15 protein-coding genes are annotated in these 13158 nt (G+C 63.6%); 12 read left to right on the forward strand and 3 right to left on the reverse strand.

Features of this window, described 5'->3' with window-relative positions; all coding sequences use genetic code 11:
• Nucleotides 1-42: 42 nt before the first annotated feature.
• From AKN83_RS06720 to AKN83_RS41090, 4 genes are all read left to right on the forward strand, one after another.
• Nucleotides 43-1662 carry a GMC family oxidoreductase gene (locus AKN83_RS06720; RefSeq protein WP_050406696.1) on the forward strand — a complete coding sequence of 540 codons (1620 nt, stop codon included), beginning with the start codon at nt 43-45 and terminating at the stop codon, nt 1660-1662.
• A 7-nt stretch (nt 1663-1669) separates the two neighbouring features.
• On the forward strand, nt 1670-2572 hold the full coding sequence (locus AKN83_RS06725; protein WP_050406697.1) for an alpha/beta fold hydrolase: 903 nt from the start codon (nt 1670-1672) through the stop codon (nt 2570-2572).
• Nucleotides 2573-3337: 765 nt separating this feature from the next.
• The gene (locus AKN83_RS06730; RefSeq protein ID WP_083991951.1) at nt 3338-3841 is read left to right on the forward strand and encodes a hypothetical protein; all 504 of its coding nucleotides are present in this window, start codon (nt 3338-3340) and stop codon (nt 3839-3841) included.
• A 223-nt stretch (nt 3842-4064) separates the two neighbouring features.
• Entirely contained in the window at nt 4065-4394 is a 330-nt protein-coding gene (locus AKN83_RS41090; protein WP_063695217.1) for a hypothetical protein, read from the forward strand.
• Between the two features lie 101 nt (nt 4395-4495).
• Here the strand turns inward: AKN83_RS41090 and cax are convergent, their stop codons facing one another.
• On the reverse strand, nt 4496-5599 hold the full coding sequence (gene cax, locus AKN83_RS06740; RefSeq protein WP_050406699.1) for a calcium/proton exchanger: 1104 nt from the start codon (nt 5597-5599) through the stop codon (nt 4496-4498).
• Nucleotides 5600-5885: 286 nt separating this feature from the next.
• Here cax and AKN83_RS06745 point away from each other — a divergent pair, with 286 nt between their 5' ends.
• The 3 genes from AKN83_RS06745 (at nt 5886) to AKN83_RS39480 (ending at nt 7366) form a co-directional block, all read left to right on the forward strand.
• Nucleotides 5886-6368 (forward strand): Spy/CpxP family protein refolding chaperone, encoded by a 483-nt coding sequence (locus AKN83_RS06745; protein WP_244521911.1) that lies wholly within the window; start codon nt 5886-5888, stop codon nt 6366-6368.
• Between the two features lie 179 nt (nt 6369-6547).
• Complete coding sequence (locus AKN83_RS06750) at nt 6548-6976, forward strand: universal stress protein (protein WP_050406701.1); 429 nt, start codon at nt 6548-6550, stop codon at nt 6974-6976.
• 12 nt (nt 6977-6988) lie between these two features.
• Nucleotides 6989-7366: a hypothetical protein gene (locus tag AKN83_RS39480; RefSeq protein WP_172803497.1), complete on the forward strand. Its 378-nt coding sequence runs from the start codon at nt 6989-6991 to the stop codon at nt 7364-7366.
• A 97-nt stretch (nt 7367-7463) separates the two neighbouring features.
• Here the strand turns inward: AKN83_RS39480 and AKN83_RS06760 are convergent, their stop codons facing one another.
• Nucleotides 7464-7871 (reverse strand): GFA family protein, encoded by a 408-nt coding sequence (locus AKN83_RS06760; RefSeq protein ID WP_050406703.1) that lies wholly within the window; start codon nt 7869-7871, stop codon nt 7464-7466.
• 250 nt (nt 7872-8121) lie between these two features.
• On the opposite strand from AKN83_RS06760, the gene AKN83_RS06765 reads away from it, so the two are divergent.
• From AKN83_RS06765 to AKN83_RS06780, 4 genes are all read left to right on the forward strand, one after another.
• Nucleotides 8122-9075, forward strand: a complete 954-nt coding sequence (locus AKN83_RS06765; RefSeq protein WP_050406704.1) for a metallophosphoesterase family protein — start codon at nt 8122-8124, stop codon at nt 9073-9075.
• Nucleotides 9076-9099: 24 nt separating this feature from the next.
• Nucleotides 9100-9423 carry a cupredoxin domain-containing protein gene (locus AKN83_RS06770; protein ID WP_050406705.1) on the forward strand — a complete coding sequence of 108 codons (324 nt, stop codon included), beginning with the start codon at nt 9100-9102 and terminating at the stop codon, nt 9421-9423.
• Between the two features lie 94 nt (nt 9424-9517).
• The gene (locus tag AKN83_RS06775) at nt 9518-10075 is read left to right on the forward strand and encodes a sigma-70 family RNA polymerase sigma factor (RefSeq protein ID WP_050406706.1); all 558 of its coding nucleotides are present in this window, start codon (nt 9518-9520) and stop codon (nt 10073-10075) included.
• The gene (locus tag AKN83_RS06780; RefSeq protein ID WP_050406707.1) at nt 10072-10842 is read left to right on the forward strand and encodes an anti-sigma factor family protein; all 771 of its coding nucleotides are present in this window, start codon (nt 10072-10074) and stop codon (nt 10840-10842) included. Before AKN83_RS06775 ends, AKN83_RS06780 begins: the two co-directional genes overlap by 4 nt.
• 102 nt (nt 10843-10944) lie before the next feature.
• On the opposite strand, the gene hpnO is transcribed toward AKN83_RS06780, so the two are convergent.
• Nucleotides 10945-12336 (reverse strand): aminobacteriohopanetriol synthase HpnO, encoded by a 1392-nt coding sequence (gene hpnO / locus AKN83_RS06785; protein WP_050406708.1) that lies wholly within the window; start codon nt 12334-12336, stop codon nt 10945-10947.
• A 102-nt stretch (nt 12337-12438) separates the two neighbouring features.
• Between hpnO and AKN83_RS06790 the strand changes: the two genes are divergently transcribed.
• Entirely contained in the window at nt 12439-13098 is a 660-nt protein-coding gene (locus tag AKN83_RS06790) for a DUF2147 domain-containing protein (protein ID WP_050406709.1), read from the forward strand.
• The last annotated feature ends 60 nt before the right edge of the window (nt 13099-13158 follow it).

Below are 13158 nucleotides of genomic sequence, written 5' to 3' on the forward strand. Positions count from 1 at the left end.
CCTAATAGGCAATAACAAAAGACGCTTCCCGGGAACGAGGACATGCCGCGAAGGCTCGAGGGTGATTTCGACTACATTATCGTCGGCGCAGGCACGGCGGGCTGCATCATGGCCAACCGCCTGTCGGCCGATCCGAAGAAGCGCGTGCTGCTGCTGGAGGCCGGCGGCAAGGACAACTGGATCTGGTTTCACATCCCGGTCGGCTATCTCTTCGCGATCGGCAATCCGCGCTCGGACTGGATGTTCAAGACGGAGGCCGAGCCCGGTCTCAACGGCCGTGCGCTCGCCTATCCGCGCGGCAAGGTAATCGGCGGCTCGTCGGCGATCAACGCCATGATCTCGATGCGCGGCCAGGCCGCGGATTACGATCACTGGCGGCAGCTCGGCCTCGCCGGCTGGAGCTACGAGGACGTGCTGCCGGCGTTCAAGCGCCTGGAGGATCACTTCCTCGGTGAAAGCGAGCATCACGGTGTCGGCGGCGGCTGGCGCATCGAGGCGCCGCGGCTGTCGTGGCAGATCCTCGATGCGGTCGGCGATGCCGCCGAGGAGATGGGCATCAAGCGCATCCCGGACTTCAACACCGGCGACAATGAAGGCACCTCCTATTTCCACGTCAACCAGAAGCGCGGGCGGCGCTGGTCGTCGGCGCGCGGTTTCCTCAAGCCGGCGCTGAAGCGCAGCAACCTGCGGCTCGAGACCGACGTGCTGGTCGACCGCCTGATCATCGAGAGCGGCCGCGCCGCCGGCGTGCTGTTTCGCCAAGGTAATGAGGCCGTCGAGGCGCGCGCCAAGGGCGAGGTGATCCTCTGCGCGGGCGCGATCGGATCGGTCCAGGTGCTGCACCGTTCCGGCATCGGCCCGGCCGAATGGCTGTCGCCGCTCGGCGTCGACATCGTGGCTGACGTGCAGGGCATCGGCCACAATCTGCAGGACCATTTGCAGCAGCGCGCGATCTACAAGGTATCGGGCGTGCGCACGCTGAACGAGACCTATTACAACCTCGTGCGCCGCGGCCTGATGGGCCTCGACTACGCGTTCCGCCGCCGCGGACCGCTGACCATGGCGCCGTCGCAGCTCGGTATCTTCACGCGCTCGGATGCGACGCGCTCGCGCGCCAACATCCAGTTCCACGTGCAGCCGCTGTCGCTCGACAAGTTCGGCGACCCCCTGCATCGCTTCCCCGCGATCACGGTGAGCGCCTGCAATCTGCAGCCGACCTCGCGGGGCACCGTGCGCATCCGCTCGACCGCGCCGGACGACAAGCCGTCGATCGCACCGAACTACCTGTCGACCGAGGACGACCGCCAGGTCGCGGCCGACGCGATCCGCACCACGCGCAGGTTGATGAAGCAGAAGGCGCTGGAGCAATATCGTCCCGAGGAGTTCCTGCCGGGTCCTTCCGTCGGCGACGACGACGCCTCGCTCGCCAGGGCCGCCGGCGACATCGGCACCACGATCTTCCATCCCGTCGGCACCGCGAAGATGGGAACGGCCAACGATCCGATGGCCGTCGTCGACGAGCGCCTGCGCTTCTACGGCCTCCACGGCCTGCGCATCGCGGATGCCTCTGTCATGCCGACCATCACCTCCGGCAACACCAACACGCCGACCGCGATGATCGCCGAGAAGGCGGCAACGATGATCCTGCAGGATGCGCGATAGAACGACGATGAACTCGAGCAAGCGCATTCTCGTTGGCGATGCCGGCGCGCAGATCGCGCTGGCACGATGGGGCGAGCCTGCCTCCGGCAAGCCGCCGGCGCTGCTGCTGCACGGCACCGGCTTTGTCGCCGAAGTATGGACCGAAGTCGCGGAAGCACTGGCCGCTGACTATACCGTCTACGCGCTCGATCGCCGCGGTCATGGCCTGAGCCACAAGCCTCCGGCCGACCGCTATCAGTTCCAGGATTTCGCCGACGATGTCTGCATGGTGGTCGAACGCCTCGATCTCCAGGACATCTACGGCATCGGTCACAGCGCCGGCGCGACCGACCTGATGCTCGCCACGAAGCTGATGCCGGATCGCTTCGCGCGGCTGTTCGTGACGGAACCGACCGCGATGGATCCACGCACGCCGCGCACCGGCGGCCTGAGCGAGATCGCGAACGGATCGGTGCAGGGCGTGCTGCGCCGCCGCGCCGAATTCGACAATGCCGACGATTTGTTCCGACGATTGCGCGCCGCGCCGGCGTTCGCGCCGTGGACCGAGCCGTCGCTATGGGCCTATGTTCATCATGGCTTTGCGCGGCTCGACGACGGCCGCATGCGGCTGCGCTGTACGCCCGAGATCGAGTCGGCGCTGCTCGGGCCGATCTTCCAGGCCATGGAGCAGATCTACACCGGCGATGCGCGCGGCAATCCGTTCCCGTGGTTCTCCGAGATCGCCTGCCCGGTCCGCATCGCCACCGCTCAGCAGTCATGGCCGATCTACAAGGAGATGGCCGACCGCGCCGCCGCCCTGATCCCGCACGCCAGCCGCTGGACATTCGACAATGTCGGGCACTGTGTCGCGCAGGAGGCGCCGGAGTTGATGGTCACTGCGGTCAGGACGTTTTCCGAGCGCTCCGCTTAGAGCACCTGCTCATCGGCAAATTGGGGTCCGCCTTGCCTCAAGCGCGCCGATGACAATCGATCACCACGTCATCATCGGTAGTCAAAGTGCCTCATCGAGTAAACCGGTGCGCGCACCGGCTGGATCGTCAGCCGGTAGACGATCAGGTTGGTGCCATCAAATGCCTCAAGCAGGTAGTCGCAAACCGGACAATGATACTCACCCTTGACGCCGGGTTCGGACCATAGCTCCAACCGCCGGAAACCCGCACCACAGCACGCGCACGTTACATCCGCTTTCCGCAAGTTCGTTTTCTCCCTGAAGCAATGCCACTGTGCAGAACACGGCCAAAGCGATGGAGATTGGAGAGAAGCCCGGCGGAATGTCACTGCGAGGCTGATGTCTCCGACTCCGTCCTCATCATCGCCGCTGCAAATCGCGGGGTCCTGCTGCTGCAGAACGCCTCGAATCAAGGTTGGTTCAACAATTCCGGCTGCGCAGCGGGCGAAAAAAGTTAGTGAAACTCGGCAATGAAGGGGGCTGTCGCCTGACTGAGGATAACACGACAAGTCGCGCAGCCTCCCCCGTCTCGTAGTCTAGGCAATGCCGCTTCGACAGCAAAGTGCAGATTGTGCCTGAGTAATTTGAAGTAGGCGCCTGTTGCTGGCGCGGGAGCGCCCGCGGAACCGTGCATGCTTGGCGTTCCGTTGATCTACATCAACTCGGCGTCCCGCGAGCGACGCAGTTTGACGGTTCGCAACATCGTCCACTAGGGAGGGACACGCCATGCTTCGTTGTATCCTCGCCGCTCTGGCAGCTCTGCTTCTCGTTGCTGTCTCCCTGGCTCCTGATGACGCCTATGCCCGCCGTGGCGGAGGCGGCGGCTTCCGCGGCGGCGGAGGCGGCGGATTTCATCGCGGCGGCGGCATGCATGCCGGCGCCGGAAGGATGCATGCAGGAAGGAGCCATGGCGGAGGATATCGTGCTGCCGGCCGCGCGCGTCCCTCACACCCGATCGCGGGTCGTCCGGGCTATCCGGGCCGTCCGATTGCCGGGCGCCCGGGCTATCCTGGCCGACCGATTGCAGGACGCCCTGGCCGTCCCGTCGCCGGCTATCCCGGTTATGGCGGAGGCTACTATCGACCCGGTTGGGGCTATGGCGCTGCGGCGGCCGGCGCCGCGGCCGCAGCCGGAGCGTATTACGGCAGCTATGGCTACTACGGCAACCAGGGCTGCTATTATAATCGATACGGTCAAATGGTCTGTCCGCAACAGCAGTATCAGTACTGATCCGGCCGACCCGTCGTCGACAGATGGTTCATGCCGTCGCGGCGCCAGGTCGGGCTGCTCGGATTCGGCGAGGCCGTCCAGAATAGGTCACGCGCCAATGGAGGCTACGATCGCAATTGTGGCCCGGTCGAGCTTGCGCCAAGGGCTTGATCCAGATCAACGGCTCCACGCGCTGACGGCTTTCAAATTGGATTGATCGGGAGCTTTTGCTTGGAGGAGAGCGATGAAGACAATTTCGCGGACATTCACGCTGGCAACGGCCGTCTTCGCCTGTGCCATGCTGCTATCCCTTGACCGCTCGGAACAGAGTGGCGTCTCGATTTCCGTCCAGAGCGCGCAAGCGCGCGTCGGCCGTCCTTTGACGCCCGTGAGCGTCGCGGGCGTCGCGCGTCGCCAGACGCGAAGGGCGGTGTACGGAACCGCTGCCGTGGGCGCTGCGGCGGCAGCCGGCGCGTATGGCTATTACCACTATCCTTCGAACGGTCAGGGTTTCGTCTGCCAGCCCGGCACGTATTTTCGTGGCGAGGATGGCCGCCAACATCTCTGCCAGTAGCCGGAGCGCGAACGCTCTCGACGAGGAACAAGACGCATGAGCGTATAGAGGCTGCGTCCGGAGCGGTCGGAACAGCTCACGATCGAGCAATTCGACGCTGGTCAAACCGGAGCATGCGATCCCGGCGGCACCATGTACAGCGTCATGGCGAAAATCGCGTAGATCAGCACGAGCAAGGCGCCAATGAACCATGCCGACCGTCCGCTGTTGGTGATGAAGCAGGACGTGACGGAGGCGATCATGACCATCGTCACGGCACCCGGCCAGAACTGCAGGTCCATCGGCTTCGGGCCGATAACGTAGCTTAGAAGAACCAGCGCCGGCGCGACGAACAGCGCGATTTGCGAAGCGCTCCCGAGCGCGATGCTGACGCTCATGTCGAGCCGATTCTTGCGCGCCGCGGCGAACGCCACGGCCATTTCCGCTGCGGCGCCGACCAGCGCGACGATGATGAAACCGACGAATGCCGGGCTCAATCCCAGCGTCTCACCGGCTTTCTGCACCGAACTCACGAATATTTCGCTGACCAGGGCAACCAGCACGGTGACCGCGAGAAGTGTACCCAACGCAAGTCCGATCGGCCAGCCGGCGCTGGCAGCCTCGCCATGCTCCTCACTTGCGAACAGCTCCTTGTGCGTCTTGAGCGAGAACAGCAAGCCGAGCCCATAGGCGCAGATCAGCAGCACCGCGAGGCCCGTGCTGAGTGTCAGCGCCATGGCCTCGCCGCGTGCCGGATCAAGATCGGCGACGGCAGAGGGGGCAAGCAGCGCAATCGTTGCCATCAGCAGCAACGCTGCGTACATCCTCCCACCAGCCCGATTATACTCCTGAACATGATGGCGGAGCCCGCCAAGCAGGAACGATGCACCAAGCATGAAGAGCGAGTTGGTGACGATGGCACCGGCGATCGATGCCTTGACCAGCATGTATTCTCCCGCATGGAGCGCCGCGATCGCGATGATCAGTTCGGTCAGATTTCCCAGCGTTGCGTTGAACAGGCCTCCGATCGCGTCGCCGGTCTTCTCCGCGACGCTCTCCGTCGCGTGGCTGAGAAGAGCAGCCAACGGCACGATGGCGAGGACAGCGAGCACGAACAAGGCTGTGTGGGCGGACGGAGCTGCCGTTTCGACCACAAGCACGATCGGCACGAAGATCAACATCCAAAGCAGCGGATTATGTCGAATTTCCTTGAGCAGAAGATGCATGGTACTGCCCGCTGAAACGAGTTGGGCAGCAATTTCTGATCACCAAGGGCGGCTCTGTCTTGATCTAGCTCAATCCCTCTTCGCCGTCTCGCCGGCAGCGGCGTGCGCCATGGCGCCCTGTCCGAAGTCCCGGCCATTTTTCGAACGGTCAGAAGCATGTCCCTATCTCGGCTCCTTGCCCCTTTGACCTAGATCAACCTGCGCCGGATCAGCCTGTGCGTTTCTTCTCTGGGAGATCCACGACAGCGCCCAGGAGCCCGCAATGACGAGGAACGCAGCCGCCGCAGTGATCGCACTTTTGATGACAACCTCGTCTCTCACCTTCGCAGCAGAGACATCCCCGACCGTCGGTGTGGCGTCACCCAGTGCCGCCGACCTCAAGAGCCTGACCGACATGCGCGTCGGCATCGTAAAAGCCGCCCTGCAACTCACCCCCGATCAGGAGAAATACTGGCCGGCCATCGAGGATGCGATCCGAACGAGAGCGCAAAACCGACAGGCTCGGCTGACGAAGCTTGCCGAAATGCACGACAACGATCCGATGGACGGCCTTCATGACGGCAATCCGGTCGAGATGATGCAACGCAGAGCGGACCGGCTAATTCAGCGTGGGACCGACCTCAAGAAGCTCTCCGATGCCTGGGAGCCGCTCTACAAGACATTGAGCGATGACCAGAAGAGAAGGATGGCCTTCGTGTCGTTCGCCGTCATGCGGGGCATGCGAAATGCGATCGAGCAGCACGGCGGTCCGGAGGACGAGGACGAATAAGCCCCGGATGGCGCGGTGCGCTTCGGACGACATTCCGCAGCGCGGTCTGCCTTGCCAAGGCTTCTCGAGCGTCACGACCTGACGTTTGCGCTGCCTCGTTCAGACGACCTTCAAGTTTCGCCATCCGTCCCGCGTCGCTCTTCGCTCGCGAATTCCTGAACCCGCATGGGGGTTGAAGCATGTATCGGCATATTCTCATTCCGACGGATGGGTCGGAACTGGCGAGGCATGGGATCGCACAAGGGTTGGCGCTCGCCAAATCCATCGGAGCCAAGGTCTCCGTGATCTTCGTCGTGGAACCTCTTTCAGAATTGACGGGACATTTCCGCGAAACAGTCGCCAACTTTGCTGCCATGCGCAAAGAGCAGGCGACCAACGCGCTGAACGACGCGGCCAGGTCGGCTAAGGAGGCCGGCGTGTCTTGCGAAACAATGCTGGCGGAGAACGAGCAACCCCATCAAGCGATCATCGACGCGGCCGCGGACAAACGTTGCGACCTGATCGTCATGTCGTCGCATGGACGCAGCGGACTCTCCATGCTCCTGATCGGCAGTGTGACGAACAAGGTGCTGGCGCAGGCGAAGAGCCCCGTGCTGGTTTGTCCGTGAATGGTCAGACGTTTGACGAATGAAATCATCAGCGCAAAGCGCCTCCTGCCAAAAGAACCGCCGTCCCTTTGCGGGGACGGCGTAAGCCACTCACGCAGTACTGGAACTTTTTTAGTGTTCGCCGTGGTGCTCGGCGTGATGCCGGCTGGCCTCGGTGTGGTGATGCTGGGCATGGCTGGCGTGACCATGGGCGCTGTGGGCGTGATGCGCCGCCTTGTGGTGGTCGCCGGCTTCGTGGTGCTTGGCGGCTTCGCGATGATGACGCGCCGCGTGCTCGTGATGCTCTGCAGCCTTGTGATGGTGCTCAACGCCTGCGTGGTCGCTCATGATGATCTCCCGGTGGCGAATGAAGTCTGCCATTCATATGCCGGAGCGCTGACATTATGCTGACGGCTGCAAGACAGCTTTGTTGCGGCTGTTCATCTACGTTGCGGGGCATGACGATGTTGCGGCGCGTATCATCGCCGCTGCGCCGGCAGGTGCCCGGTCATTCCATCGGCGGAAAGCGATCGTAGGTCGGCAGCTCATGCGCCGCCTCGATCCAGCGCAGCCGCTCCGCGACCTGGATATGCATGGTGGCCGGCACCGCGCCGGGATCATCATAGGTGCCGCTCTGGATGTCGATAAACCCCGGCAACATGTTGCCGTTGGTGTAGAAGAGCCCGGTGCCGCAGTTCGCACAGAAATGACGCCGGCCATGCTCTGAGGACCGGTAGATGCCGGGCTGGCCCTTGGTCACCCTGACCATGCCTTCAGCGACCATCACCCAACCGACCATCGGCGCACCGGCATGGCGCCGGCAATCGGTGCAGTGACAGAGCGCATGGACGACCGGTTCCCCCGTCACCTCGTAACGAACCTCGCCGCAGTGACAGCCGCCGGTGACCTCAGACATATTTTCTCCGACCGATCAGTGGTTTGCGGGGTCGATAGCGTTGCAGGCCCCGGGCCTTCAATGGCGCATCTTGCCCTTGCGTCCACCTGTCGCGCCGCCCGCATGGCGGCCCAACGTCACGGCCGGCTTTCCGGCTCTCACGAAATCGTCATCCCGGCCCTGAACCTCCCCCAAAGCCGCGGGAATAAACCCTTGGGCACGCCGATCACCTCCCCGGAAACCCAATCCTTGGGCCCATGGGAGACTTGTCATGAGCGGACACGATCACAATCACCACGATGAAGAGAAAGGCGTCAGCCGACGCAAGGTGCTGGAGTGCATGACCTGGGCCGGCACCGGCGTACTCTGGACGATTACCGGCGGCGTGCCGCATTCACTCGGCATCGTCGGCTCGGCGGCAGCGGCGGAAGCCACCACCGGCATGACCTTCATGCAAATCAGCGACAGCCATGTCGGCTTCGACAAGCCGGCCAACCCGAACGCGATCGGCACACTTGAGGAGGCGATCAACAAGGTCCGGGCGATGCAGGTCAAGCCGTCGTTCATGATCCACACCGGCGACATCACGCATCTGTCGAAGGCGTCCGAATTCGACGACGCCGATCGCATCATCTCGCAGGCCAAGCTTGACGTGCATTACGTGCCCGGCGAACACGATTTCATCGACGAGGAGGTCAAGCTCTACAAGGAGCGTTACGGCAAGGGCACCAAGGGCCCGGGCTACTACTCCTTCGACGCCGGCGGCGTGCACTTCGTCGGCCTCGTCAACGTCGTCGACCTCAAGGGCGGCGGCCTCGGCAATCTCGGCAACGAGCAGCTCGAATGGCTCGAGAACGACCTCAAGGGACGCTCGAAGTCGACGCCGATCGTGCTGTTCGCCCACATTCCGCTGTGGACGGTCTATCCGCAATGGGGCTGGGGCACCGAGGACGGCGCCCGCGCGCTGGAATACGTCAAGGGCTTCGGCTCGGTCACTGTGCTCAACGGCCACATCCACCAGGTGATGCAGAAGGTCGAGGGCAACGTCACTTTCCACACCGCGCGTTCGACGGCCTTCCCGCAGCCGGCGCCGGGTGCCGCGCCCTCGCCCGGCCCGATGAAGGTCGAGGATGCCAAGCTGCGCAGCATGCTCGGCGTAGCAAGCATCAACTTCAAGCAAAACAGCCAGCCGCTGGCGATCATCGACACGCCGCTGCAGGGCTAACGGACAAGGCTAAGGGAAGAGACCATGAGTTCGATCAACCGACGCGACTTCGGTATGGCCGTGGTCGCGACCATGCTGCTGCCGGTCACGGCGGCCCGTGCCGAAGACGTCGCGGTTCACATCGACAACTTCTCGTTCGCGCCGAACCCGCTCGACGTGAAGGTCGGCACCACCGTGACCTGGACCAACCGCGACGACATCCCGCACACCGTGGTGTGTGCGGGCAAATTCCGCTCCAAGACCATGGATACCGACGGCACCTTCTCGTTCACCTTCACGGAGCCCGGCGAGTACAAGTATTTCTGCTCGCTGCATCCGCACATGACAGGCAGTATCAAGGTTGGGTAACGTGACCAGCCATACGATCACTGCGATGCCCGGCCGGTGGCCCACAGCCCCCGGCCGGGCGCAAGCCGTCTCACGACATGCCGGGCAGAACACGATGGTTGTCAATGCGTCGCAAGACGATCCCGAAAAGGCGCGGCGCTTCCGCGAAGCCGCGCTGCCGTACCTTGACGACGCCTATACGCTGGCGCGCTATCTGCTGCGCGATGCCGCCGACGCCGAGGATGCGGTGCAGGAATGCTATCTACGCGCCTACAAACATTTCGACAGCTACCGGGGCCCGGCAATGAAGCCGTGGCTGTTCGCGATCCTGCGCAATGTCTGCCGCGCCGAATATGCCCGGCGCAAGACTGCCCCGACCGTGGTCGAGGAGCTGCCCGAAGGCGGCGATCAAACGCCTATGTGGAATGAGGCGCCGGAGACCCCGGAAAAGCAGCTGCTGCGCCGCTTCGACGGCGACACCGTACGCAAGCTGGTCGCGGCGCTCGCCGAGCCGTTCCGCGAGACCTTTGTGCTCCGGGAAATTCAGAATCTTTCTTACCGCGAGATCGCCGATGTCGCCGCCGTGCCCGTCGGCACCGTGATGTCCCGCCTCGCACGCGCCCGCGCCATGCTGCGATCGGCATGGCTTGCGGAACAGGAGCAAGTGAAATGACCTGCGAGGAAGCCGAAGTGCTGATCCACGCGCTGATCGACGGCGAACTCGATGCCGGCCATGCACGCGAAGTGGAAGCCCATGTCGAGGGGTGCGCGCATTGCGCCGCTCTCATGAAGGAGTATCAGGAGATCCGCCAGGCGATCGCCGAGAGCGACGTGCGCTACAAGGCGCCGCTCGAGCTGCGCCGCAAGATCGAGAAGGCATTGCCGCAACCGCAGCCGCAGGCGGCGCCGACCCGACGCTCGGTGCTGCGCGGCTTCGCGATGGGCTCCGCGGTATCGGCGATGGCCGCGACTGGCCTGGTTGCGATCGTGCTGCGCAACGACGACGAGCAGCGCATCGAGAACGAGGTGGTGTCGGCGCATCTGCGCTCGCTGCAGGCCGGCCACCTCATTGACGTGGTCTCAACCGATCAGCATACGGTCAAGCCCTGGTTCAACGGCAAGCTCGACGTCTCGCCGCCGGTGATCGATCTCACCGCGCAAGGCTTCACCCTGATCGGCGGCCGGCTCGACTACGTCAACGCCCGCGAGATCGGCGCCGTGGTCTACAAGCGCCGCCAACACGTCATCAACCTGTTCGTGGCGCAGACCGCGAACACCGAACGCAAGACCGCGAAGATCTCGACGCTGCAGGGCTTCAACATCCGGCGCTGGAGCGACCGCGGCCTGAATTACTGGGCGGTCAGCGATCTCGGCGCCGACGAACTGACCGAGTTCGGCGACAAGTTCGAGAGCGCGATGCGCGCGAACAAGGAAGGGTGACGACTTGTAGCCCGGATGAAGCGAGGCGAAATCCGGGACAGTCTCGCAAGGATCGAAAACCCCGGATTTCGCTTTGCTGCATCCGGGCTACGGGTTCCAACTTTACGCCGACTTGCGGACCGCGTTGTCGACCAGCGTCTTGCCGAGCGACCAGATCGCGCCGGGCACCTTGTGGCTGCCGGCGATCACGTCGTCGAACGACTTCTCGATCCAACTGCAGTCTTCCTCGGTGATCATCAGCGGCGGCAGCAGTTTGATGGTGTGGAGGCCGTGGCCGGCGACTTGGGTCAGGATCTTGTGATCCTTGAACAGCGGCACCGTGATGAGCTGGCAGAACAGGCCCTTGTTGGCGGTCTCCAGCAGATTCCACGACGCCTTCAGCCGCAGCGATTTCGGCGGACCGAACTCGACGCCGATCATCAGGCCCTTGCCACGGACTTCCTTCATCAGCTCATAGCCGGGCACCATGCGCGTCAGCGCAAGGCGCAGCTCGGCGCCGCGCTTGGCGGCGTTCTCGACGAGCTTCTCGTTCCTGATGACATCGAGCGTGGCGATGCCGGCAGCCATCGCCAGATCGTTCTTGGCGAAGGTCGAGCCATGCACGACCGCGCGGTCCATCTGGTTGAAGATCTTGTCGAAGATGTGCTTGCGCGTCAGCAGGGCGCCGATCGGCACGTGGCCGCCGGAGAGCGCCTTCGCGAGCAGCACCATGTCGGGCTCGATGCCCCAATGCTCGATCGCGAGGAACTTGCCGGTGCGGCCGATGCCGGTCTGGATCTCGTCGGCGATGAACAGCGTGCCGTATTTGCGGCACAGCGCCAGCGCGCCGGGCAGGAACTCGTCGGTGGGCATGTTGACGCCCTTGCCCTGGATCGGCTCGACGATGAACGCGCCGACCTGGCGTGACGACAGCGCCTTCTCCAGCGCTTCGAGATCGTTGTAGGGGATCGGGGTGCAGCCCGGCAGCAGCGGCTCGAATCCGCTGCGGAAATTCGTATCATCGGTCAGCGACAGCGCGCCATAGGACAGGCCGTGGAACGAATGCCCGCAATAGACGATGCCCGGACGGCCGGTGGCGCCGCGCGCGAACTTGATCGCTGCTTCGACGGTTTCGGCACCGGAATTGGCGAAAAACACCTTGTCTAGATATGGAACATACTCCAGAAGCCGTTCCGCGAGCACGCCGGCGAGCGTCGAGACATCGAGCTGGACCAGATTGGGCAGATCGGCGTCGAGCACGCTCTTCAGCGCCTTGCGCAGGGCCGGATGATTGCGGCCAATCGCAAAAACGCCAAATCCGCTCAATAGATCAAGGTAACGAGCCCCCTGACGATCGAAAAGGTATTGGCCTTGCCCCTTCTGGAAGCCGACGTCATAGCCGATGGTCTTGAGGACGCGCACGAGCTGCTCATTGAGGTGACGCGTGTGCATGGCACCGCGCTGCCCCTCGCGCTCCACAAAAATCTCGGAAACGTCTAAATTGGAACTTACCATTCGTTACATACGTCGGTTGATGGCCATCTCGTCAACTTAAAACGCTCGCTAGCGGCGTTTTGACCCCCGCTCGGATCGTCTAGTTAAGCACAGGTTTGGACCATGTTGCACTGCCCAAGAACTTTCGCGCGTACAATAGCCTTTTCAGGTTTATTTTTGGCCACCGTATTATCACCGGCACTTGCAGCGGACCCGACCGGCGACTGGAAGGTCGCGGACGGTGTCGCCACCATCCGCGTCGCCCAGTGTAATGGCAACATGTGGGGTGCGGTGTCCTGGGAAAAAACCCCCGGCGGCAAGGATAAGAACAATCCTGATCCGGCGAAGCAAAGCAGGCCGACCCTCGGCATGCCGATCCTGATCGACATGAAGAAGAAGGCCGGCGCCGACGCGTGGGAAGGCCAAGTCTACAACGCGAAGGATGGCCAGCTCTACAGCTCGACCATCAAGCCGGTCGGCACCGATCAGCTCGAGATCCAGGGCTGCGTGCTCGGCTTCCTGTGCGGCGGCGAGACCTGGACCCGCGTCGGTCCGCCGATCCCCCCGAGCGTCGCCGGCAACCCGCCTGCCGCGGGCAGCCCGGCACCGAAGGGCGCCCTGCCCAAATCGGCAGCGCCGCCGCAGAAGACGACAGGTGCGGTAGCGCCTGCCGCCAAGCCGGGTCAAAAGCCGGCAGCCGGTGCCCCCGGCACCGCCAATGCATCGGCTGACGTCGTCGGCGATATCTGCCTGCTCCCCGACATTGCACGATCGACGCACTGACGGAGGCCAGCGGGCGACGCCGCGCGCGAGCACGCTGGCTACCTCGTCGTGTTGACACCC

It is taken from the genome of Bradyrhizobium embrapense (assembly GCF_001189235.2).
Classification (GTDB): Bacteria; Pseudomonadota; Alphaproteobacteria; order Rhizobiales; family Xanthobacteraceae; genus Bradyrhizobium; species Bradyrhizobium embrapense.